This is a genomic window from Sporosarcina sp. SG10008 (assembly GCF_044569405.1).
Lineage (GTDB): Bacteria > Bacillota > Bacilli > Bacillales_A > Planococcaceae > Sporosarcina > Sporosarcina psychrophila.
Genome location: NZ_CP172607.1, coordinates 543,393 through 567,552, shown reverse-complemented (window position 1 = coordinate 567,552; position 24,160 = coordinate 543,393). Strand labels below are relative to the sequence as shown.

23 protein-coding genes are annotated in these 24,160 nt (G+C 40.0%); 9 read left to right on the top strand and 14 right to left on the bottom strand.

The features are described 5' to 3' along the window. The first annotated feature begins 7 nt into the window (after positions 1-7). A complete protein-coding gene (locus tag ACGLYD_RS02915; protein WP_399631249.1) occupies positions 8-1,036 on the top strand; it encodes an NADP-dependent oxidoreductase in 1,029 nt (342 codons plus the stop codon). A gap of 96 nt (positions 1,037-1,132) precedes the next feature. Here ACGLYD_RS02915 and ACGLYD_RS02910 read toward each other — a convergent pair whose 3' ends face one another. Together ACGLYD_RS02910 and ACGLYD_RS02905 are read right to left on the bottom strand one after the other, a co-directional pair. After that, positions 1,133-2,050: a PhzF family phenazine biosynthesis protein gene (locus ACGLYD_RS02910; protein ID WP_067206769.1), complete on the bottom strand. Its 918-nt coding sequence runs from the start codon at positions 2,048-2,050 to the stop codon at positions 1,133-1,135. A gap of 41 nt (positions 2,051-2,091) precedes the next feature. Continuing rightward, a complete protein-coding gene (locus ACGLYD_RS02905; protein ID WP_067206766.1) occupies positions 2,092-2,637 on the bottom strand; it encodes a hypothetical protein in 546 nt (181 codons plus the stop codon). A 226-nt stretch (positions 2,638-2,863) separates the two neighbouring features. Here ACGLYD_RS02905 and ACGLYD_RS02900 point away from each other — a divergent pair, with 226 nt between their 5' ends. The 3 genes from ACGLYD_RS02900 to ACGLYD_RS02890 all read left to right on the top strand — a co-directional run bounded on the left by ACGLYD_RS02900 (position 2,864) and on the right by ACGLYD_RS02890 (position 4,927). Further along, positions 2,864-3,496 (top strand): TetR/AcrR family transcriptional regulator, encoded by a 633-nt coding sequence (locus ACGLYD_RS02900; RefSeq protein WP_067206763.1) that lies wholly within the window; start codon positions 2,864-2,866, stop codon positions 3,494-3,496. Between the two features lie 307 nt (positions 3,497-3,803). Beyond that, positions 3,804-4,631, top strand: coding sequence for a DUF418 domain-containing protein (locus ACGLYD_RS02895; protein ID WP_255428604.1), 828 nt, complete (start codon positions 3,804-3,806; stop codon positions 4,629-4,631). A 98-nt stretch (positions 4,632-4,729) separates the two neighbouring features. After that, positions 4,730-4,927 carry a hypothetical protein gene (locus tag ACGLYD_RS02890; protein WP_067206759.1) on the top strand — a complete coding sequence of 66 codons (198 nt, stop codon included), beginning with the start codon at positions 4,730-4,732 and terminating at the stop codon, positions 4,925-4,927. 118 nt (positions 4,928-5,045) lie between these two features. On the opposite strand, the gene ACGLYD_RS02885 is transcribed toward ACGLYD_RS02890, so the two are convergent. The 4 genes from ACGLYD_RS02885 to ACGLYD_RS02870 all read right to left on the bottom strand — a co-directional run bounded on the left by ACGLYD_RS02885 (position 5,046) and on the right by ACGLYD_RS02870 (position 9,694). Continuing rightward, positions 5,046-5,570, bottom strand: coding sequence for a 5' nucleotidase, NT5C type (locus ACGLYD_RS02885; RefSeq protein WP_067206758.1), 525 nt, complete (start codon positions 5,568-5,570; stop codon positions 5,046-5,048). Positions 5,571-6,209: 639 nt separating this feature from the next. Then, positions 6,210-6,317, bottom strand: coding sequence for an SEC-C metal-binding domain-containing protein (locus ACGLYD_RS02880; RefSeq protein WP_082786504.1), 108 nt, complete (start codon positions 6,315-6,317; stop codon positions 6,210-6,212). Positions 6,318-6,477: 160 nt separating this feature from the next. Beyond that, positions 6,478-9,291 carry a DEAD/DEAH box helicase gene (locus tag ACGLYD_RS02875; protein ID WP_399631243.1) on the bottom strand — a complete coding sequence of 938 codons (2,814 nt, stop codon included), beginning with the start codon at positions 9,289-9,291 and terminating at the stop codon, positions 6,478-6,480. Then, complete coding sequence (locus ACGLYD_RS02870; protein ID WP_354313695.1) at positions 9,251-9,694, bottom strand: hypothetical protein; 444 nt, start codon at positions 9,692-9,694, stop codon at positions 9,251-9,253. The genes ACGLYD_RS02875 and ACGLYD_RS02870 overlap by 41 nt, the downstream gene beginning before the upstream one ends. 213 nt (positions 9,695-9,907) lie before the next feature. Between ACGLYD_RS02870 and ACGLYD_RS02865 the strand changes: the two genes are divergently transcribed. The 5 genes from ACGLYD_RS02865 (at position 9,908) to ACGLYD_RS02845 (ending at position 15,563) form a co-directional block, all read left to right on the top strand. Next, positions 9,908-10,417: a ferritin gene (locus ACGLYD_RS02865; RefSeq protein ID WP_067206752.1), complete on the top strand. Its 510-nt coding sequence runs from the start codon at positions 9,908-9,910 to the stop codon at positions 10,415-10,417. Positions 10,418-10,963: 546 nt separating this feature from the next. Beyond that, on the top strand, positions 10,964-11,296 hold the full coding sequence (locus ACGLYD_RS02860; RefSeq protein WP_067206749.1) for a DUF485 domain-containing protein: 333 nt from the start codon (positions 10,964-10,966) through the stop codon (positions 11,294-11,296). Between the two features lie 15 nt (positions 11,297-11,311). After that, positions 11,312-12,862, top strand: coding sequence for a cation acetate symporter (locus ACGLYD_RS02855; RefSeq protein WP_187046999.1), 1,551 nt, complete (start codon positions 11,312-11,314; stop codon positions 12,860-12,862). Positions 12,863-12,945: 83 nt separating this feature from the next. Next, positions 12,946-14,865 (top strand): DUF294 nucleotidyltransferase-like domain-containing protein, encoded by a 1,920-nt coding sequence (locus tag ACGLYD_RS02850; RefSeq protein ID WP_187046998.1) that lies wholly within the window; start codon positions 12,946-12,948, stop codon positions 14,863-14,865. A gap of 32 nt (positions 14,866-14,897) precedes the next feature. Further along, complete coding sequence (locus tag ACGLYD_RS02845; protein WP_340741651.1) at positions 14,898-15,563, top strand: exonuclease domain-containing protein; 666 nt, start codon at positions 14,898-14,900, stop codon at positions 15,561-15,563. 89 nt (positions 15,564-15,652) lie between these two features. On the opposite strand, the gene ACGLYD_RS02840 is transcribed toward ACGLYD_RS02845, so the two are convergent. The 8 genes from ACGLYD_RS02840 to argJ form a co-directional block, all read right to left on the bottom strand. After that, a complete protein-coding gene (locus ACGLYD_RS02840; RefSeq protein ID WP_255428601.1) occupies positions 15,653-15,778 on the bottom strand; it encodes a hypothetical protein in 126 nt (41 codons plus the stop codon). Further along, positions 15,771-16,079 carry a hypothetical protein gene (locus tag ACGLYD_RS02835; protein ID WP_231885777.1) on the bottom strand — a complete coding sequence of 103 codons (309 nt, stop codon included), beginning with the start codon at positions 16,077-16,079 and terminating at the stop codon, positions 15,771-15,773. Before ACGLYD_RS02835 ends, ACGLYD_RS02840 begins: the two co-directional genes overlap by 8 nt. A gap of 156 nt (positions 16,080-16,235) precedes the next feature. Continuing rightward, a complete protein-coding gene (locus ACGLYD_RS02830; RefSeq protein WP_067206738.1) occupies positions 16,236-17,618 on the bottom strand; it encodes an S-layer homology domain-containing protein in 1,383 nt (460 codons plus the stop codon). A gap of 193 nt (positions 17,619-17,811) precedes the next feature. Next, on the bottom strand, positions 17,812-19,353 hold the full coding sequence (locus tag ACGLYD_RS02825) for an S-layer homology domain-containing protein (protein WP_354313698.1): 1,542 nt from the start codon (positions 19,351-19,353) through the stop codon (positions 17,812-17,814). Positions 19,354-19,526: 173 nt separating this feature from the next. After that, positions 19,527-20,474 (bottom strand): stalk domain-containing protein, encoded by a 948-nt coding sequence (locus tag ACGLYD_RS02820; protein ID WP_187046994.1) that lies wholly within the window; start codon positions 20,472-20,474, stop codon positions 19,527-19,529. 556 nt (positions 20,475-21,030) lie between these two features. After that, positions 21,031-22,200, bottom strand: a complete 1,170-nt coding sequence (locus tag ACGLYD_RS02815) for an acetylornithine transaminase (protein WP_399631236.1) — start codon at positions 22,198-22,200, stop codon at positions 21,031-21,033. Then, complete coding sequence (argB, locus tag ACGLYD_RS02810) at positions 22,179-22,958, bottom strand: acetylglutamate kinase (RefSeq protein ID WP_399631233.1); 780 nt, start codon at positions 22,956-22,958, stop codon at positions 22,179-22,181. Before argB ends, ACGLYD_RS02815 begins: the two co-directional genes overlap by 22 nt. Continuing rightward, the gene (gene argJ / locus ACGLYD_RS02805) at positions 22,921-24,147 is read right to left on the bottom strand and encodes a bifunctional glutamate N-acetyltransferase/amino-acid acetyltransferase ArgJ (RefSeq protein WP_399631230.1); all 1,227 of its coding nucleotides are present in this window, start codon (positions 24,145-24,147) and stop codon (positions 22,921-22,923) included. The genes argB and argJ overlap by 38 nt, the downstream gene beginning before the upstream one ends. Positions 24,148-24,160 lie beyond the last annotated feature (13 nt).

Below are 24,160 nucleotides of genomic sequence, written 5' to 3'. Positions count from 1 at the left end.
AATTGCAATGAAGCAATTGATACAACAGGAAATTCACCTAGCAAATCGTCCCAAAGGAATGCCTGCGAAAGAAGACTTTACCTTTGTAAAGAATTCAGTTCCCTCACCAAAAGTAAATGAAATTTTAGTACGGACGCTTTATTTATCTGTTGACCCATACATGCGTGGAAGAATGCAAGATGCCAAGTCATATATTGCTCCATTTGAATTGAATAAGGTCATTTCAGGGGGTGTCGTAGCTGAAGTAGTTGAATCCCAGTCAGACGCCTTTAAACAAGGTGATGTCGTTGTTGGGAATCTTGGCTGGGCTGAATATACCGTAGCTACTCCAAATGAAATTCGCAAAATAGACCCTAAAATGGCACCTATTTCAACACATTTAGGTATTCTCGGCATGACAGGTTTAACTGCCTATTTTGGATTGCTTGATATCGGAAAACCCCAAGAAGGCGAAACGGTCGTCGTTTCTGGGGCTGCCGGGGCAGTTGGATCAGTAGTTGGACAAATCGCGAAAATCAAAGGTGCCAAAGTAGTAGGTATTGCAGGTTCAGATGAAAAGATTGACTACTTATTGAATGTACTCGGCTTTGATGCAGCTGTAAATTATAAAAAGGATAGTTTCTGGACAGATTTAAAAAATTCCGTACCTGATGGAGTAGATGTCTATTTCGATAATGTAGGCGGCGACGTTTCAGACGCTGTTTTTACAATGCTAAATCGAAATGCTCGTATTCCATTATGCGGATCAATTTCTTCCTACAATGCTGAAGGAAAAGATAGAGGTCCACGTATTCAATCAGCTATGATCAAGACGAGCGCTATGATGCAAGGCTTCACGCTAGGCGATTTTGCCACTGATTTTGAAAGAGGGTTTACCGACTTAGGTAAATGGCTACTGCAAGGTAAACTGAAATATGAAGAAACAATTGTTGAAGGATTTGAAAATACACCAGAAGCATTCCTTGGTTTATTTAAAGGAACAAATCTGGGAAAACAGCTCGTAAAAGTGGCTAATCCTGAATACGCGAAACTTTAACATTTAATGTGAAATAGCATGACCTGCAACTTCCAAATACTTATTCAACAATCTCCTCAGGTTACTAAATGAGGAGATTTTGTTTTGTCAAAAAGTCTAAACCTTGTTGTGTTTGTTCGTAACAAAAACTATTTCAAGCTCTTTTACATATACTGCAGTTCCTGTAATTTCAATATCATAACTTTTTTCATTTTTCGAGACTTTAACTAGTACACGACCATCCTTTCCCATTTCATGGCCTTGTTCTACTAAAATACGTAGATGGTTTTCGAAGTTTCTATTTATGTATTCGGCGTAATAAGCACCCATCACTCCTGAGGCTGTTCCTGTAACGGAATCTTCAATTGTACCGGAATATGGTGAAGAGAAATGTCGAGCATGCATATCTGCATTTTGATCGTACGTCTCCAAACAAAAAGGATGAATAGATGCTTTAGGTATTTCTTTTAATACGGATGGAAATAGCTCATTGTTAGCTTTCATTTTATTAAAAATGCTAAGTTTCTTAATTGGAACTAACAATGTCCATGAACCTGTACTACCATATACAGTGGGTAAATCAGATTCTATATCATCTCTATTAATTCCGATTGAATGGGCCAATTCTTCGTACGAACCGCTAAAGTCTTTTAATTGTGGGGAATCTTGTTTCATAGTTATGTATTCCTCACCATCCGCTTGTGAATCTATTCTGATAGGTAAAATCCCTACTTTCGTTTCAATTGTTAGTTTACTCTTATCATTCAATAAATTCTTAGACTTTAAAGCATATACAGCAGCAATTGTTCCATGTCCACATAAATCCATTTCTTGTCCTGGTGAAAAATAACGTATTCCAAGATCAGCCACATTCGAATTGACTAAAAATGCAGTCTCGTTGAAACCTGCCCTGTAAGCTATTTCTTGCATCTCAAAATCTGTTAAATCATCCCCGTTCAGCACTACTCCAGCAGGATTCCCTTTGTTTGGCTCTTTACTAAATGCGTCATAATGGTAAATAGTTATCGATTTCACTCTTCATTTCTCCCACCTAAAATAAATATATTATCCACTCTTCATTTCCATACAGTCATATACTTCTTACGGTATTTGATATCTTCTTCTGTCTCAATCAAACCCATTGCTATCTGTTTAATTTCTTCCTCTTTTAATGCATCATATAAATTTTTCAAGCCTTGAATCATATCAAATCGAATCAAGGTGTAATGTTTTTCATGCACACCGTTTTGAAAACGTTCCACTATATGATGAATCACTTGTTGTTTTTGTTCCTTTCCAGCTAAGCCCACTCTCCATATCGACTGTAAGCTATGTCGGGCTGTAACAAATTTCGGATCTTTGGTCACTTCCCATAACGCTGGAAAATCGCCTAATATACGTTTTTCTGGATCACTTTTCGCAAGACCAGCTAGGAACTGAGCACCCCTAGATCTTCGATGATTATCGGAATCTGTTAGCCATTCCTTTAATTCGTCCCAAACTTCATAAGCCCAGTCCACTTCTTCTTTTACAGCTGCATTAATAGCATTAAACGCTTCAAATTGAACATTTTTGTCCTTTGCTTCTAGGTTTTCAAAGTAGGATCGGGTTACACTGTCCACTTGATTCATCTCCCTCTCAATAAAAAGTTATTTACTTACGACATTACATCCTACCGATAAATATACAGTGAACCCCCTCATATATCTATCGCTATACTTCATTAATAAATTGACCGTGAAATTTCTCCGTGTTAAAATCTGATTGAGTGATCAATTAAAAATTTGATTGTACAATCAAATTAACTTGGAGGAATCATAATGTATATAAATAATAGAGGTCATATAAATGAAGGAAGATAACAAAGTTGAAGGAAAAAAATCGTTTATCGCAGAAGCAAGACGTGACCAAATTGTGGAAGCAGCAATTAAAACCCTTGATGAAATTGGATACTTAAAAGCCAGCCTTTCTCAAATTGCTAAAAGAGCGGACATCAGTACCGCATTAATTTCTTACCATTTTTCGGATAAGAACGATTTGATGAACCACCTTCTGATGAATCTTGTAGAAGGGTCAACATCTTATATCTTAGAGAGAGTTGGTCGAGAAAATACAGCTTTTGAGCAACTGAATACATTCATAGCGGCAAATTTAGCATATCAAGGTACGCATCCGACACGTTATACGGCTCTGATAGAAATTGTCTTTAATGCCAGAACGCCCGATAACATTCCCTACTATAAATTAGGCGATGATGAAGAGGACCAAATCATGTATGAACTACAACAAATACTACATTATGGTCAAAAACAAGGGGAATTCGGATCTTTTAATGTAGTAGTCATGGCCAGTATGATTCAAGGAGCTATCGGAGAGTATATGGCTCACACTGCTATAACAAAAAAAGTCGACTTGGATACGTATAGCAGCGAGCTCGTGAAAATTGTTAATCAGGCAGTAAAGGGTAACAAATTTGACTAACGTTACTCTAAAGTCAAATCCTATCTCCAATTATGATCGGAAGCTTGCTCCGGATCTTGCCCGCGGCTTTATGCTACTGTTCATCGCATTGGCACACGCCCACGTATTTCTATACGCCGCCGATCGAGAAATCACAAAGGTTGACCAGATCGTTGTATTGTTTCGGCAAGTCTTAGTTGACGGCCGTGCATTCCCTATGTTCTTTCTCCTCTTTGGCTACGGTATGGTCCAGCTCATGCTTCGTCAGGAAGAAAAAGGTAACGATTGGATTTCAATTCGCAAGCTGTTCCGCCGGCGAGGCTGGTTGATGATTCTCATCGGTTTCTTGCATGTAGCACTATTATTCGAAGATATCATAGCATTATATGGCCTGGCTACCCTTCTCTTGGTCGGATTCCTCCGTGCATCAGACAAGAAGCTGTTATGGATTGCTGGAATATTTCTTGTTCTAGTAGCAATCTTTGGTTCATTGATGCCTCGTGGTTACGACGCCTTAGTAGATAACGCTGTACTCTCCTCAATAGCGCTGGAGAACCCATTTCTCGCTAGCGCTATCCGTATTCCGGAGTGGATTATCTACACACCTTTGCTTGTCTATCAGGTCGTCCCTGGCATGCTTATCGGAATTTTGGCGGCACGGCGGCGAATCCTCGATAATCCGGAGCAACACCTGCTCTTGCTTGTGCGCACTTCAATGATTGGTATTGGTCTCGCTACTGTCGGAGCAATCCCGTTGGCACTGATGTCCTCACAGTATTGGACTAATCCATCGTTTGGAGCGCAGACGTTCGCTACTATTCTACACACCGGTACTGGCTATGCAGGTGGATTGGGCTGGGCAGCGTTTATCGGATTGTTAGTCATCAAGCTTGGGGAAAAACGAGGACCCATCACTATGGCTATCGCCGCAGTAGGACAGCGCTCGATGACCTTTTACATTTTTCAATCGGTCGTATTCATCGCTGTTTTTGCTCCGTATGCCGGCGGTCTAGGTGCACATATGGGCCAAGCTGGCAGCGATGTCATCGCGTTATTCACCTGGCTCCTCTCAGTAGTCATCGCCGATTTCATGCGTCGCGCTAATGTGAGAGGTCCTGCGGAGACCTTGTTGCGAAAGCTGTCTTATCGTACTTGATTTACTGATTGGGATAGTCGTTAATTTAGGATGCACCAAGGTTGTTAATTAAGAAAGCGATTGTGTGAAGGAAGTTACTCAAGAAAAAGGAGATTACAATGAATTTTATAGAGAAAGTATTTAATTGGATGGTAATGATTGGACTAGGATTATTAGTAGGACGAATTATTACACTTGTGTTTAGACTTCTGGATATTCCGTTTACAACCTTTTTTAAAGACTACAGTATCATTTCATTGATCATTTTAATAGTAGGCGCGATTGGTTCACAAATGATGAAGGATAATAAAAAATAAAAGGTATCTGGTACTAATACAATTCAGGGTTGTATCAGCACCAGATACCTTAAATTTATAATACCCCTCTCTTCCTTTGATGAAGATGAGGGGTTATTTTTGATTCTATCGCACTAATTTACTTAAGAAAATAATCCGCGGTATCTTTCCAATTGTTTAATCGCGTATATCCGGTTGTATGGACATTATGTGGAGCTGTGAAAAGTAGGCCCTTCCCCTGAAATGTTTCTAAATTACTTGGCGTATCGTCTATCAAATAATCTGCAAGAATTATGCTTTTATCGCCGCAAAAGACGAAATTCTTTTCATTCAAAAAACTGAAGTGTTTCTTTAACCAGCGATATTTTGGTGCTAACGAAGCTGGAAACTCCATTGCTGCGGTTACAATATATATTTCATAGCAAGCACTTAATTCTTTTATCACTTCTTGACTATCTTTGATCACGTCTAACTCCAAGAAAAATAATTCGTTTGCTAAATAGTGGTCCACTTTCTTTTCAAATCTAGCATCTAATTCTATGAGTTTCTTGCCATGCAAATGGTGGTCCGTATAACTTTCGTTAAATTCATCATTAAATAATTCTAGACATTTAGCGCTAAAATGCGATATGACTTCATCCATATCTATCGCGATACGTTTCACAACATTTACCCCTTTATGATTCATCTCATGATTCTACTATATATGTTGACATAAAGAATCCTCTCAACAACGCTCGGCTCCTCATAGGGGTAGCCTTCGCTGGAAATTATATAGAATAATGATTGCGGCGTATGCGCTTTACACAGGCTTTTGGGAGGCCACTGAAAAAGCCCTTGTACTTGAAATGAATTAGGATTCCCCCTAATACCGCTTCGGCGCTTTGTGGATGCCTCCCGCGATAAGCCAGAAAGGAAACCACTTTCAGTCTTATCGCTCCGGCTACCACGAAGACGCGCCTACGCTGGATGGACTATGTAAGAAAGAGCTTTTCATTATCTGCGATGAAATCTGCAATCGGCATATACATCTCAAAATCACATTTCTCTCGATAATGAACATCCTAGCGCTGGCGCGGAAAAGGGGTCGCCGATGCTATAATACTGGATGCGAAGCGCTAATCCAGACTTACTGCGTAGGGCATCCCCAATAGCGCTAAGCGTTCTACAATCCGCACCCCGAATTAATACTCCCTCCTTATTGAGCGCCACAGTAAATTTAGTGGGCTTCTTTAATTCAACATATATAGCATGCAATTGTCGTTCATATAATGACTAGTGCTGTGCACGGCTTATCTGAAATTTATGCCCCACAACATTTTTTATACTTTTTTCCACTTCCACAAATACAAGGTTCATTCCTTCCAATGCTTACATCGTTAACAAATGTTTTAGTGTTTTCCACTCCCATGCCAAGCAACCTCTGAATATCGGAAATATCCTTAGGCTTGTCCCCCACTTTCAAATGTAATATTTACGAGATTCTGTGCACTCACACAATTCAAAAGCTGTGACATCCACCAGAGTTTTCAACTTTATTCAGCAGGGGTTTGAATCCCTGCTGAATAACCTTAAATCGATAATATCTCCCGAATATCATCTTCCGATAACGAGGATAGCATCGTTTCGCCTGTTTGAATAACTTGATCGATTAATTCCTTTTTACTTTGCTGCAATTCGTTTATCTTTTCTTCTATTGTTCCTTGGGCAATTAGCTTTATAACTTGAACGACATTTTTCTGCCCCATTCGATGTGCCCTCCCAATCGCTTGCTCCTCGATTGCTGGATTCCACCATAAGTCATAGAGAACAACCGTATCTGCCCCGGTTAAATTCAGACCCGTTCCGCCCGCTTTTAATGAAATAAGAAAAATCGTTTCAGATCCTTCATTAAAATCATCGACGAGTTGAACTCGCTCCTTGGCTGGCGTTTGACCATCTAAATAGAAGCAACTCTGTCCTGTTTGCACAAGTTTTTTCCTAATAATGTTCAACATGCTTGAAAACTGTGAAAAGATTAAGATTTTGCGGCCATTTTCCCGTCCGTTTTCAATAATCTCAAAAAGCTCTTCCAGCTTTCCAGATTGCCCTTCGTAGTTCTCGATGAATAAAGAGGGGTGACAACAAAGCTGTCGAAGTCTTGTCAGTCCCGCCAAAATTTTAATTCTCCCTTTACCTAAACCTTCTGTGTCAAGTGACTCTTTTGTTTCAGCGCGGATTTTGTCCAAGTAGCCGAGGTAAAGCTCCTTCTGTTCTTTCTTCAGTTCTGAGTAATGAACCATTTCAATTTTGTCAGGTAATTCCTTCAAAACGTCCTTTTTCAACCTTCTCAAAATAAAAGGTTTAACCAGCCTAGCAATGTATTCAGGTTTTAAACTACGAAACGTTTTCTGATCATGTAAAAACCCAGGCATGATTGCTTGAAAAATCGCCCACAACTCGTCCAATGAATTTTCAATCGGCGTCCCAGACAAGGCAAACCGCTTATGCGCCGTTATCGCCCTTACTGCTTGCGCAATTTTGGATGCATAGTTTTTTATCGACTGCGCTTCATCTAGAATAAGCGTATGGAATTCTTGCTCCTCATACCACTCTAAATCCTGCCTCAACGTATGATAGGAGGTAATGTATACATCCGGAATATTATCCTGGCCCAAAATAACCTTTCTTTCCTGAACTGTTCTAGTAGCGATATCCACCCTTAATTCAGGAGAAAACTTACTGAATTCATTCTTCCAATTATAAACCAATGATGCTGGAGCGACTACGAGCACGGGCTTCCCCGACTGAGCCTGCTTCTCAGATTGGATATAAGCAATACATTGCAAGGTCTTTCCTAAGCCCATGTCATCTGCTAAAATTCCACCCAGTTGGTATTGTGCCAATGACTTCAACCACTGAAAACCCGTCAACTGATAATCTCGCAAGTTTGCTTGAAGTGTGTCCGGTATCACATATTCTTCTTCCTCTGGGGATTTAATGGCGCTTATGAACTGCCGGAAGCTTTTCCCGAATTTCCGGTTCTGTTTGTCCAACTGCGTTAAGCGCTCATCGATTTGCAGACCTCTATATAACGGCATGTTCATTTTACCATTTACCATTTCAATCGATTTATCATTTAACTCTTTATAAAGATCTGCTACGTCCTTCAACTGTTCATCATCAAGTGACAAAAAAGCTCCAGTTGGTAAACGCACATAGCGTTTCTTTTCAATAACAGACTGGAGAATATGTGGAACCTTGTCGTAATCCACTCCGTCCATTGAAAAGTCAACTTCCAATAGGTTCCCACTTGAGTGGATATCGACAGCAACTTTAGCCATTTTCTCTGTAGGTAGAATCAATGATTTAATGGCTGGCGCTAAAAATATGTCTGCCTTCTCTTCAAGTAGCGCCAATGTGTCGTATAGAAATCCGAATATATCTTCCTCGTCATCTGTGTAATACTGATTCTCGCTCACTTTCAATGAAGAATCCTCGAATGCATTCATAAATAATTGTTCCTGTTTTGCATCACGGATTAATATCGTTTGTTCCTCATTAGCATCGGTCTCACTTTGGGCAATCGGGTTAATGACAATCGAATCGTAATGATACTCTACCTTCACCTCGATACGATCACTAGTCCCTTCCACAAACATCTTCACCCGTAGTGGAGGATTCATAATGATCGATGAAACAGTCTTGGCTACTTGAACCTTGCCAATTTTCTTTAGCTTTGGCATGGCTTGTGAAACAAATGTCCCAACTTGTTCAGCTGATATCGGGATAATTGGACTTCCTCCACTTTTAATTAATGGAACGAATAGTTGTAATGCCCGTTGCTGTTCACCCGATAGTTTATGTAATTTCCCTTTATATGCATACCAGCCATAGGTTTTAAAATATTCCCCATCTACATGTCCGCTTACTTTCAATTGAAATTCTTTGGACTTGCCATTTTCAAGCGAAAAGGAGAAAGGAAGATCTTCGTCTACAATTTGCAGTTGTCCATAAACGAAATCTTCTTGCTGAAAAACACAATTTTGATGTTGCAAGGTAGCAAGTAACTCATCTACCGCGTATGGAGGTATGACTATATCTTTTCCTGACCTACCGTTACCTCCCCAAGTACTCGTATCATAGATGGTTTCAGTTTTATAAAACTGCATTAATTTATGGATAATCGCCAAATCTTCCATTTGAAACACATGATATGCGGGATCATACGTAAAATGCTTGCCAAACTGCAAGTCAGTGTTTTGTGACATGCTATCGAATAACTGCCGAATATCCTTGACGATATATAATCGTTTAGTTCCAATTTTCATCTGAATGTCAAAAATATCTTTTTCTCTATAATAGCTAGCTAACGTATGTGCCCTCAATAGAAATTCTACTTTCAAATAGCACTTCATCTTCTGCATTCAATTCTGAACGATTGTTACTTTCTCCAAAGTAATCAATCAACTCTTCAGCTCGCCGATATCTTGCATTTTTCGTTCCACTCTTTTTGCTACTAGTAGCAACGTTTTGTTCATCGGCAATTGCCAAAAGCGTAGCACAAACATGCTTACACTCTCCATAGGAATAATGCGCAGGACAGTTACAATCATCATCAATGTCGTAACCATTCAATTCTATTTGAACAGTATACAACTTGCTTCCAGAGACTGTTGCACGCCATATATTCTTAGCACTATTTAATTGTAAACCATGTACTCTACCACTTTTATGGTAAGCTTCTCCTTTATTAAATGTAGAAGCCGTAAATATTCTTTTTATTAAACTAGTATCTAATTTGTTCATATATCTTCCCTCCGCCTATTTTCCCGGTGCGAACACTCACTTTTATCCTCTATTATACAATGTTCCAAGTTCTAACCGTAAATTTCATCTTTTCCTATCGCTAAAACTCCTAATACGACAAAATTCCGTGTTTTCAATCAAAATACGTGAATGAAAATCTAGATTAGGCTATGATAAAGAAGAATAGTCTTAACAATAAAAGGAGGCAATATGATGATTAGTCAACGACTAGCGGATGCTCTTAATCAGCAAATGAATAATGAGTTCAACGCTGCACAAGCTTATATGGCAATGGCTGCTTATTGCGAGCACAATAATTATGCTGGCTTTGCCAATTATTATCTTCAACAAGCCGAAGAAGAGCGTTTTCACGGCATGAAAATTTATAACTATATGAATGACCGTGGGTTACAAGCTAAATTCTCCGCAACGTCAGAGCCAAAAATCGAATTCGCGTCAGTATTGGATACATTTGAATCGGGTTTACTACAAGAAAAAGGCGTTACCAAGAACTTTTATGAATTAACGGACCTCGCTTGGGAAGAAAAAGAACATGCCACAATTTCGTTTTTGAGATGGTTCTTGGACGAACAAGTTGAAGAGGAAGCATCTTTCGATACACATATCGAGTATTTGAAGCGTATCGGAGAAGATAAAAACGCATTATATATTTATGAGAAAGAACTTGGGCAACGCGACTTCTCTGCAGAATCTGGAGAATGAATAAGTTCCAATTTTTTCACTACCCCTCTCTTCCTTGACGAAGATGAGGGGTATTTTTATACACTTTTTTTGTGATATACCTACATGTCTTAGACCTCATAACACTTTCCTCTCCCCCCAGATTGATAGGATACTAATACCCTATGACTTCACCTCCCTTTATAAATGTTGAACCATTGGATACTTAAATTGGCTGAGCGAAGGCGCCTTATAAGGGACACCCTCCCGCCGTAGTGAATTCAATGGGTTTCTGTATTTTAATATATATAAATTGGTTCCATCGTCTATACTTGCCGCTAATTCCTAGCCATTTGATAAGTTCCTTTTCTCGCAGTGACAAAACTAAGTTTTAACTATTCAGAAAAATACCTTGTGAGTTATCGGAAAATTTGGTAATGTGAAACTAGCCTTCTATTATATGATTAACATTTTTAACAGATTTAGTGCGTTTTTTACAAAATATGAAAGCGAATTCATCTAAAAGGAGGCTTATTACTTTACTAAACTACCAGTTTTCAACACTTCAGAAAAAAAGGGGATGAAATCGTGGGTAAAAATCCGAAGAAAAAGCAAGCAAGTGAAACATTGGACTATGAAAAAATTATCAATACACCTGAATTCAAAAATTTAGTCAAACGAAAAAGAATCTTTTCTACGCCATACATTATTTTCTTTTTTATCGCCTATTTTACACTACCTATTCTCACCGGATATACAACCATACTTGAAAATCGAGCCATCGGTTGGATGACTTGGACATGGGTCTATTCATTAAGCATGTTCGTAATGGTATGGGTGTTTACATCCATCTATATGAACAAAGCTAAAAGCTTCGATATAGACGTTGAAGAAATTCTAAAGAAAAATGTTTTAAAATAAAGGGGGTACTTACACGTGGACAATATTATATCAATAGCAATTTTCGTTGCAGTGATTGGATTGACACTCGGTATTACTTACTGGGCTGCTAAACAGACAACAACTGCAAGTGATTTTTACACGGCTGGGGGATCGTTAACCGGTTGGCAAAACGGAATGGCGATTGCTGGGGACTACTTGTCTGCTGCATCATTCCTTGGAATTGCCGGAGCAATTTCGTTAAATGGATTTGATGGATTTTACTATAGTATCGGTTGGTTAACTGCTTATCTAGTAGTTTTATTTCTAATCGCCGAGCCGCTTCGTAATCTAGGGAAATTTACAATGGCCGACATGATTGGAGCACGTTTTGGAGCAAAAAAGGTTCGTGGCGCTGCAGCGTTAAATACAATTACGATTGTGTTATTTTATATGCTTGCTCAGCTTGTAGGTGCAGGTGCACTTATTAAATTACTTCTTGGAATTGACTACTGGATTGCAGTTCTAATCGTTGGTGTCATGATGACAATCTATGTACTATTCGGTGGTATGACTGCAACAAGTTGGGTTCAAATTGTTAAAGCGATTTTACTTATGATAGGGACCATTGTTATTTCATTCCTCGTTTTGTTAAAGTTTAATTTCAACTTTATTGGGATGTTTGATGCCATGAGAACGGCAACACCACATGGCGATGCCTTCTTACATTCCGGAATAATCTATAAAGATCCGATTGGTTTGATCTCTGTACTAATTGCACTCGTTTTAGGTACGGCTGGCTTACCGCATATCTTAATGCGTTTCTTCACGGTAAAAGATGCGAAAACAGCTCGTTCTTCTGTTATTTATGCAGTTTGGATTATAGGTATATTCTACGTCTTAACCATTTTCCTTGGATTCGGTGCAGCTAAGTTTGTTGGTGTGGATGCCATTGTTGCTGAGAATGCTGCTGGGAACATGGCCGCACCAATGTTAGCGGGTGTGTTGGGAGGATCAGCACTTGAGTCATTCGTTGCAGCGGTTGCGTTCGCAACGATTCTAGCAGTTGTTGCCGGACTTGTTTTGTCAGGAGCTTCAGCTATTGCACATGATATTTACGCAGAAATTATAAAAAAAGGAAAAGTAACAGAGAAACAACAAGTAAGAGCTGCAAGATTCGCTGCACTTGCAGTTGCTATTGTCTCAATCATTTTAGCACTAGGTGCGGAAAAATTGAATGTCGCGTTTCTTGTTTCACTCGCATTCTGTATCGCCGCCTCTGCGAACGTTCCGACAATTCTTCTTACGATCTATTGGAAAAAATTCAATACGACAGGCGCAGTTGCTTCAATGTTAACCGGTTTGATTGTCGCGCTTGTTCTTGTTGCATTAAGTCCTAGCGTTATTAATCCTGTAGAAGGAGCGGCGTTCTTCGTTGGGCAACCACTCTTCCCATATTCGAACCCTGCCATAATTTCAGTTCCAGCAGGATTCTTAGCAGCGATTATTGGTACACTCGTTTCATCTAAGAAATTCGAAGCTGAAGAGGTTTCTTATGCCGAAGTGAAATTTAAAGCAGAAACAGGTTATAGAGAGCTAGAACGATAATTCATAGCAAAAAATCCCCCTCCCTAATTTAACTGGACGAGGGGGATTTTTCTCTAAAAAGATGAAGGTGGAGGAAATTCATAATGAACAGTGCACAACAAAAAATGTATAAGAAAGTGCATGACCAGCCTATTTTCAGAGGATTAACTGAGGAAAAATTTGCTGAACTAATGGCTGAATGCAAAATTACCTATTATCGGAAATCTGCAAAAGTGAATTACTTTATAACACCTCATGAAGGGTTGTTACTCATTTTAACAGGGACAGCAGAGATATTCATAGTTGGAGATGATGGGCAATCCTTCGCCCTTGAAGAAGTTCAAGAAGGTGAGGTAATCGGTTTTTCAAATATCGCTTATTATTTAGGTGAATCCAATAGGCCGCTCGATCATCATCGTCTTGTATTGGAAGTAGTAGAAGATTCCTATTGTCTACAGATTCCATATGCTGTCCTAAAAGAAAGAATAGATGACACGGATGTCCGTGATGCTATTTTGAAACTCATGTCTATTCGTCTCGCAAATGTCTATGCTTCCCTTGGTGAGCAGGTTAAGTTGTCAGATGAGTGGGGAGAAAGCGAGCCTTATGTACGTCGTGTCGAAGACTTTATGAACTCCTCTGTGATTACAGCCTCTGAAGATGCGTCAGTTCAGCAAATAGCACGAATAATGGTCGATAACTCAATCAGTTCGCTAATGGTCGTGGATCAGGAAGAGCAACTAATCGGGATCATTACAAAAAAAGACCTTGTCCAAAGGGTCGTTGCACAAGTGGCAAACGGCGAACTGAAAGCTAAAGATATTATGACAAAAAAACTGCATACTATTTCACGTCATGATTATTATTACGAAGTCCTTTCGGCATTTTATAAGAATGGGGTAAAACACTTACCCGTTATCGAAGGTAATCGTTTGGTGGGTATAGTTACACTGTCCAATCTTATTTTCAAGCGTGATCGTGGATCAATGGGTGTATTGAAAACGATTGAAGAGGCTTCTTTCGAAAATTTACCTGCCGTTAAAAACGCGATTTACGATGTGTTATCTAGTTTAATTAACGATGATATCTCTACCATTCATACGTTGGAGATTGTTACAAAACTATACGACCGACTCGCACGACACTGTGTGAAACTCGCTGTACAGTCGTTAGAAAGGCAAGGTAAAGGAACACCACCCGTCCCCTTCGCATGGTATGAGATGGGCAGTGGTGCTAGGGGCGAACAATTCATGTTGACGGACCAGGATCACTTCCTTGTCTACACCGACCCGCACGAAGATGATAGGAAGCACGTGGCGTTTTATTTTTCATTGCTTGGTGATGCAATTGTTAAGCATTTGGAGAAAGCTGGCTATTCCAGATGCGTCGGAAAAATGATGTCAAGCGAGGTGCAGTGGCGCGGTTCCGTTACCGATTGGCAGCAACGCTTACGTAACTGGGCGCTTAAGGCGACTAATGATGATATATTACTTGGCTATAACTTTTTATCTTTTCGTTTTCTAATGGGTGATGCATCGTTACATAATCATTTTGTTCGGATGGTACAAATTCAATTGAAGTCCTCACAAACTTTTCTTTATTACATGGCGCAGCAGGAACAAAACAAGCCCATACCCCAAGTAAACCAGTCCTTTTTGGCATTATTTAAAGGAAGAGGAACCCGAGAAATCATTGACATTAAAAAAAACGCATTGTTTCCAATGCATCATTGCCTACAAATACTGGGCGTTCAAAAAAATATCATTACACGCACACCATTACAATTAGTAGACGACCTTGTACAATTAGGTGAACTATCGGCTGGCTTTGCCGATGATATACGTCATTCATATGAAATTGCACTAAAAACACGAATTCAACTGGCTTGGAAAAAACATCTGCGAGATGAATCTATTACCACTGAAATTCAGTTTGCATCGATGCGAAGATGGCAACAGGATGAATTAACAACGATGTTAACGACAGTCCACGCGCTGCAATCACATCTACTTGCAAAATTATGATCTATTTTCGCTATCGCTTGGAGGCAATATGTATGTTTTGGAGAAAACAACGATTAAATTATAAGTTGGATCAATCATTTTTGCTGAATACAAAGTTGCGTGATATGCCGTTTACTGTCTTCGATACTGAAACGACTGGGTTTGCAATTGCTGCCGATGACGGACTCATTGAAATTGGAGCTGTCCATGTCGAAAAGTCAGAAGTAACGAATCGTGTATTCCAGACCTTTGTAAAGCCATTAGGTGAAATACCTGAATATATTACTAGGTTAACTTCTATTGAACAATACCATGTAGAAAATGCCCCAACTGCGCTCGAAGCTATAGAGAGCTACTTTCAGTTTATTGAGGATACGAAGAGTGGAGGGTGGATTGGACATCATGTAAGCTTTGATACGCTGGTCATAAAAAAAGAATTACAGCGTGTGAAATACTCCTACGAAGAACCCACTTCTTTTGATACGCTTGATTTAATCGATTATTTAAATCCATCTTGGGACCAACTAGATCTCAAAGAGTACGCACAGCTATTTGGCACGCCACTATTTGAACGCCACCGCGCACTTGGAGATGCACTGACAACAGCTCATTTATTTGTTGAATTATTGAAGCATCTTGAAGAAAAAGGAATTATAACGCTGGCGGATTTACTGCGATTGAAACACAGTAATCTTCGTCTAAAGACAGCTCGGTTTTAGCTATAGCTAATAAAACAGGACCCGCTGATTTATTTGGAGTCCTGTTTCCCCTTTTTCGTGCTTATAGGATGAAGAAACATTATTAATTATTATAGATCTACCACTTCCGTCAACTCCCCTAAATTCGTCGAGCCAAAAACTAGGAGAAGAAGAAATACGATTAAGATGACCGTATTAATAAAACTTCCGGCGTCAAAACCGATTTTTTCACTCACGTCCGTTCCCCCTGTCTTTATTCATTCGCCTTTTTATTCCCTCAAATAACTCGTCTAATGTTAGATCACCATTTTTCTCTAGAAAATCAGTCATTTCATTTACTTTTTTATCGTTTAAACTTTTAAACTCTCCTAGCAATGTAACTGATATGACTGGTTTATCCCTAAATAGTTGAACGGAATCGACTTTCAGTTTGCCGAGCAAAAGGAGTGATGCCGCTACAATTTCAAGATCTTTCCCTTTCAAGAGATCGCCCAGCGTGTATTTTGTATTTGGATTTTGATTGAAATTATTGTACACGCCTAAACACATCCTTTTTCGGGATAGTGATTCGTACTTTGGTGCCTTATTGTTTATCTTATGTTAAAGGCTTTATGTTTGTGTTTGGAATTCCTTTAGAAAGGGAGTTTCAATTCCTTATTACCACAAAAAAAACACCCCGAAGGATGCTTTTCGTCATTTTTTCAGAATGTGTTTTTTCCCCTTACTATCTTCAACTATGATTTCAGTGTCCATTACAGTCATATCTTGCGCTTGGATAGTAGACAACCTTTTCGTTTTACCATTCAGCATACTGTAGGCGAAAACACCTTTTTTATTGAAATAATACATGGCACTAGAATCATATTTAATCGATTTATTATTTTGGTTTACGTTAGGTTTCACTTTTGAACCTTTTATGTCGTCAAAAATGACACGCGCATCAAACTCATGAACTTTCTTTATGCCAAAGCCAATTTGATCGGCTGAATAAAGGATTAACATATCATCAGTATTAACTTCCTCATTAAAACCTTTATCGAATTGACGAACCTTTTTCTCTATCGTGAAGTAGATTTCAAAATTATGGAGTGTTACATTCCGGATAACATTGCTATTCGGAAGGTTATACATGGTAATATCGTTGTACTTGTCACCAGTTGTGCTTAATTTCTCACCCGTTATCGATGATACCATTAGACCGTAATCTGTTGGCAACCCGCTCTTTATATCAACTTCTTTCCAATAAGGAGTGAAGATTTGATTATTGAACAAGATGATGGGAAATCCATTTCTAAGCTTTTGCTCTACATAGCCATCTGAATCACTGAAATCATCTTCTGACAGTAAGATAATTTCCTCTTTTGTCTTTTGATTAATTTTCACAAGTTTGTTAGTTTTCACTGTGTATATCCAACCGTCCCGTTCAACTTCTACACCTTTTTCACTGACAGCAGAACGATAACCCGCAAGTTTCATTTTGTCATCAAGAGCACGGGCTAGGAAAGAAGAAAATTGCGAACGTGTTACCGGATTTCCCGGTTTGAACGTTCCATCTTGGTATCCACCTGCTATCAAGTTTTTAGCTAAACTATTGATATCCTTAAAAGCCCAATTTGCTGGCGATACATCGACAAATGTCGGCTGATTGTCCATTGGCAACTCGAATGCTCTGCGCAAGATTGCCGCCATTTGCGCTCTTGTCGTGATTTCTCCGGGGCGCATATAACCATTTTCTCCACGAAGAATACCAAGTTCACTGACTGTCGCCAAGGTTTGATAATGTTTAGATATATTGGAAACGTCTTTAAATTGCACTGTCGGTTTGTCAATCAGCTTAAAATCGAGCGCTTTCACAAGCATTGCTGCGACCTGAGCACGCGTGATGGGTTCATTCGGTCGGAACGTTCCATCTGGATAACCACCGATAATGTTTTTATTATACAAATAAATAATATCTCCATTCGGTCCCTTTAAATCGGAAAATGGGTTTGAATCGCGCCCTGTTTCTGCTTTCGCAATAGGAATAATAGTAAATACTAGCAGGAATGCAACAAGTGCCATGGTAAATTTCTTCATTTTAATACCCCCTTATTCTAGTAAATTATAACATATGTATTGGAAGTAAGACTCCCTTATAAGGTGCCTTCGCTCAGTTTATATAGGTATTCATTTGTTCAATAAATAGTAATTTCATTGAATAGATGGACCGTTTTCATGAAAAAAAGACGGTGAACCAATTTCCCAATCGGTTCACAATCTAGTGTAGTGGTTATTTCAAATATCTTCTTGAGCCCGCATAGTTTGCTTTGTATGGGTGTGTATCAATGGATACAATTTCCACGTTTCTGCTTGAATTGGGTGCGTGAATCATCTGACCTTTTCCGATATACATGCCGACGTGATAGACCTTCCCTTTGCCTTGATTGTACGCAAAAAATAGTAAATCGCCCGGTTGCATACTTTTCCTTGCAACAGGTGTACCATTCACCGCCTGGACGAATGAATCACGCGGAATCATGATGCCGTGATTTTTGTACACCGAATGGATAAGACCCGAACAGTCAAAGCCAAAACCTGATATCCCTGACCAGATGTACGGAAGTCCAAGAAACATCTTGGCACTATCGACGATATCTTGTTGAGTCGGTTTTGGTATTGCAGCAAAGTTTTTAACGACTTTTGCATCTTGCTTACGCAAATATTTCACACCATTGGCAGGCGTTTGAACGTGTAACCAATCCCCTTCTTCCTTAATGACAGGAAGCATTGTTGTGTAGCTGATATCCATGAACTTGTTGGCCTTTTTCGGTTCATTATAAAGAGTAGCGATATTCGTATCAACGATTGCTAGTTGGCAATCCGTATAATCAGTCGTTATTTCCGTCACATGAGATTTCGGAACCCATCCTGGATATCCCGCTTTATTCCTAGGCGTGTATTGGTCCTTTACAGCAATTTCATGCCAGTTTCCGCTACTTTTTAGAATAACAACTTCTTGCCCATAAAGGGCTTGTGTATCTGTTTTTCCAACAAGCCATAATTTTTGACTGACAGACATGCTTTTCGCCCACTTTTGAATGTCGGTAGGATTAGAAATAGAAGGACGGTCCACTACACGATTGTTGTTCGGTGATTTCCATAAGTTTGTCACCTGCACAGCAACAACTGCCGTCTTTTTACCGTCAGACTTATAGCAGACAGGCTGTTTTTTAAATTCTGGGTTCAGTATTCGTGCGAGAAACACACCGAAATTCGCTTTTGTAATGAATGCTGTTGGCTTATATGTATTGTTTGGATAACCCGTTGTGATTTCATTAGCGAAGAGCGTTTTAATAGAATCAGACGCCCAGTATGCCGAATCGACATCTTTGAAAGTCTGTTCTGTTGTTCCCTTCAACTCAAAAGCCTTGACTAAAATTGCTGCCATCTGTCCCCTTGTTAACTTATTGTTTGGCATGAACTCGCCGTCAGCATTACCATTGACGATACCTTCATCGGTTATTGTCGCAATGATGTCGTATCCTTCGTCTTCTGGAGTGACGTCGGTGAAGTTTGGATCGGGTCGGTCTACCGTTTCGAGTCCTAACGCCCTAATAATCATAGCTGAAGCTTCAAGGCGCGTAATTTCTTCATTCACCCCAAAGTTTTGTGCTGGGTCTGCAAAGATAATACCGCGCTCCGCCAAAAAATCTAATTCTGCTTTCGACCCGTACTTATCATTGACGTCTTTAAATAATGGTGCCGCAGAAACATTGTCGAATGTAGCTAACATAACAAGCAGCGCAGTAAAAAATACCATAATCTTTTTCATCAAACATAAACTCCTTTTCTAGTGAAAGATTGTATATTAACAGTACAGGAGATTGAACATTCTGTATAGTGGTACTTCATGAAATAACATAGAAAAAAGCCTGAAACGCCTGACCTTTTACAGGGCAGTCCCATCGTTTCAAGCTTTTTTTCATATGCCATGCTTTTCGATTGTTAGTTTTGGATTAGTAGCTCCAAGAAGTCTTCTGAAACGTATGTTTTCATACCTTTCAATTCTGGTGCAACTTCGAATTTACGAATGCTTTTATTATAACCATACATGTTGTCGCCGCGTTTAATAGTGAATGAACTGTTATCCAATGTAACAAGTGCACCATTTACTTTTGGTTGAGAAAGAACATGATAACCAAGATGCTCAGCGACTATACGAAGTGGAATCATCTTAACGCCATTTTTCATGTAGTGGTCGTTAGCGATGATGTCTTGTAAGCCTGTTGATACTTCTGGTTTTTCTTCCGGCTCAACTTCAGGCGCTTCTACTGTTGCATTATCCAAAGCAATAATTTTAGTTGGTGGTGTTTGTGGTGGTAGGCTTCTCGTTGTGATTGAGTAAAATACCATCAATTCTTTACCGTTCAACTCTTTCAATTCGATTGCTTTACCTTGTTGATTGAAAAGAGGCGTATCTTTGCCGATATTCAATTTCAACTCGCCATCCAAGCTTAAGAATTCTTTGTCAAACTGGCTGACTTTCACTTCACCAAAAACTTCTTCATCGTTTAAAATGACAATTTCAGGTGTCACTGTTGCCGGATAAATCAGGATCATAGGTTTATTTTTATCATAATAGGCTGAAACAGTTGCACCCTTTTTAAAGTCTGCTGGTTTTAAAGATTTTGTCGTCCCACTATTAAATAGCAAGGAATTATCATTGATGCGCAAAATCGTAATCATTTTATCTTCATTTTCAATCGTTACACGAATTCCCTCTTCTTCTTTTTCAATTTCTTGAATGACACCCGTAGCTTTCATAAAGTTTGTCGTAACTTGTTCTTTTTCACTAATGGCTTGTGTAGTATCTTCTTGTGCTTGTGCTGAATAGCCACCCACTACGCTTCCTGCTAATAGTGCTGCCAATGCGATTGTACCGATTTTCTTCATAATATCTCTCCTCACTTTTCCTTATTCAATTGATTAGACGGAGGACGATGGAAGAAGTTTCATTTTTTTTGGCGGGGCCATTATGGGATATGATCGGTCGGTCGGGTTATATGATCGGGGCGCGGGGGTTATGATCGGGACGACAGGGTTATGATCGGGATGCCGGGGTTATGATCGGGACGACGGATTTATGATCGATGCGGCAGGGTTATGATCGGGACGCGGGATTTATGATTGGGGCGCCCGAGTTATGCTCGGTGCGACATGGTTATAATCGGGACACCAGATTTATGATCGATACGACTGGTATATGATCGGGTTGCAAGATTTATGATCGGTGCGACATGGTTATGTTCGATACGACTGGTATATGATCGGGTTGCCAGATTTATGATCGGGCCGCTCTTTTTGCATCATTGGGTATGCTTGTCAATTGTATGAACGTTTCGTTTCAAATACAAAAAGACCCGCTAGTTTTAGCGAATCCTTTTGTTTTAACCTTCAGACTGAGGTCTATTGAATAGCGCTTCACTGAACGCCTTAATTCAAAAGATCATTACGTTATTGCCGTTTTTTCGGGGAGTAGAACTGCCGAAAGAATATCCACAGCTTGGTCTATTTCTTCGTATGTAACCGTTAACGGTGGTAATAGTCGAATGACGTTAGCTCCTGCTTGAACGAGCAGTAAACCTGCTTGTTCTGCCTGTTGAATGAATGGCAGAATCTCCTCTTCGCATTCAATACCGAGTAACAGACCCGCCCCACGAATAGAAAACTGGTCTTGCGGCAATAATGCCTGCACTTTTTCAATCAAGTAAGTCGATTTGTCTTCTACTTCTTGTAGAAACTTCTTTTTAAATACAATATCGACAACTGTTTGTGCAACTGCAACGGCCAGTGGATTACCTCCAAATGTCGTGCCATGCGTTCCTGGGCCGAATGAAGGAAAAAGCTCACTTGATCCAAGCATGGCACCAATCGGGAATCCACCGCCTAATCCTTTGGCAAGTGTAATGATATCTGGCTCAAGGTTTGTCTGCTCATAGGCATATCGCGTTCCCGTACGACCAATGCCAGTCTGTACTTCATCGACAATGAGTAAAATACCTTTTGACTTACAGATATCTGTTATTTTTTGTGCAAAGTCCGGGTCAATTTGGTTGACGCCACCTTCTCCTTGTATAACTTCTAGCATAATTGCGGCTACATCGCCGTCAATTGCAGCTTCCAGTTGTTGTTCGTCATTGTATGGAATGATACGAAATGTTTCTAGCAGTGGACCGAAGCCCTCACGAACCTTCGCTTGCCCAGTCGCAGACATGGCGCCAAATGTCCGGCCATGAAAGGATTGTTCGAAGGTAATGATGACGTTTTTCTGTGTATGTTTTCGAGCTAATTTAATGGCTGCTTCATTTGCTTCAGCACCGCTGTTACAGAAAAAAGCATGGCTGAAAGGTGTATCCTTTATAAGCTTAGCTGCCAACAGTTCCTGCTCGGGGCTTTCGAATAAATTTGAGACATGCCATAGTTTTTCACTTTGCTGTTTGACTGCTTCAACGAGCGCTGGATGTGCATGACCAAGACTGATGACCGCGATTCCACTTATGAAGTCGAGGTACTCTTTTCCTTTATCATCCGTCACGACTGTACCTCGCCCTTTTACAAGATGAACTGAACGACGTGCGTAATTTTGAAATAGCGTAGTCAAATGAAAACCTCCTCGCATTTAATTGTGGTACCTTTAAATTGCTGTCCGACAATTTGCACCGATGGAATGCCCGCATCTAGACAGTCAAGTGCAGCTTTCACTTTCGGTAACATGCCTCCGTATATTTCGCCTGTTTCAATCCACTGGACAATTTCGGTCGGTGATGCGGTTTGTTGAACACTTCCTTCTATTTGAATGCCAGGAGTATCCGTCACAAGAAGCAGGCTGTCTGCATTTATTGCCAGAGCGATCTTACTTGCGACTGTGTCTGCATTAATGTTGAGAGGAGCTCCATCTTCTGTTGCACCGATACACGAAATAACTGGCACAAGACCATTATTAAGAAGTGTTTCTATTAATTCGGTGCGGACATCCTGGATTTCTCCTACAAATCCGTACAGTTTTTCATTCAACACTTTACATGTTAGGAGTTTTCCATCGTATCCGCTAAGGCCAATCGCATCGATGCCACCTTTATTTAATTGATGGACGAGGGCTGGATTCACTTGACCTATTAATGTCGATTGAACTATCCCCACTGCTTCTTTCGACGTTACACGGATACCGTTTACTACGGATGATAACACTTTATTTCTGGCAAGTTCTTTATTAATAAAAGGTCCGCCTCCGTGAACAAGCACTACATCATTATCGGCTTTTTGCAGTTGTATCATATTCTTGAAAAAGTCTTCATTTAACCCTTCCAACATACTTCCACCGAGCTTTATTACCATTCGTTTACGAGCGATACGTTGCGTTGATTTGGACATAGTCATATGTTAAATCGCACCCCCATGCTACTCCCTTACCAATTCCCTGATGAAGATCCACACTAATTTTCACTTCCGGTTGTTTCAAATAGATCAGCAGTTGCGCTTCGGAAAATGGGACAGGCTCCCCGTTTTCAACAACAGTTGTTGGACCGATTTTAATTTTTATGGCATTCGGATCCAGCGTGGCCCCACTATAGCCGACAGCCGCGATAATTCTTCCCCAATTGGCGTCACAGCCAAAGATAGCCGTCTTCACAAGCGGTGAACCAACCACCGTTTTAGCAATTTTACGTGCTTCGATATCCGTAATCGCTCCTGATACTTCGACTTCAATAAGCTTCGTCGCGCCTTCTCCATCTTTCGCAATCATTTTCGCAAGGTCTTGAGAAACAGCATGCAATGCTTCCGTGAATTGTTCCCAGTCCGGATGTGCCGGCGTCAATGAATTATTCCCTGCCATCCCATTTGCCATTACGAGCACCATATCGTTTGTAGATGTATCGCCATCTACTGTAATCGAGTTAAACGTCAAATCTGTCACCGTTTTGAGAGCAGCTTGTAGATGAACTGACTCAATCTTAGCGTCCGTTGTGATGAAACCAAGCATTGTTGCCATATTCGGATCAATCATTCCCGATCCCTTTGCAGTTCCGGCGATAGTAATCTTTTTGCCATCAATCACTGTGCTGTATGCTGTGTTTTTTGTTACGGTATCTGTTGTTAGAATCGCTTGTGAAAAAAGAATCGAACCTTCTAATTCAGAACTTGGCTCAAGCTTTTGAATTCCATTTACAATCGGTTCCATTCGCATCATCTCACCGATAATTCCAGTCGATGCAACTCCAACTAATGCAGGTGCAATACCGAGTTTTTCTGCCGCTTTTTGTTGCATAAGACGGGCATCTTTCAATCCTTGCTGGCCTGTACACGCATTCGCATTTCCCGAATTAACAATGATTGCCTGCATTTTTCCCGTTTGTTGCATCGCTTCTTTTGTAACCATTAGCGGTGCCGCCTGAATTGCATTCGTTGTAAATACACCTGCAACATTTGCGGGTACTTCACTAACGAGTAATGCCAAATCATTTTTCTTATGTTTAATTCCACAATGGATGCCCGTGGCTTTAAAACCAATTGGGGACACGATGTTATTTCCCGATATGCGCTTTAGAGCTAAAACTGTTGTCGTCATAATACTCCCCCTA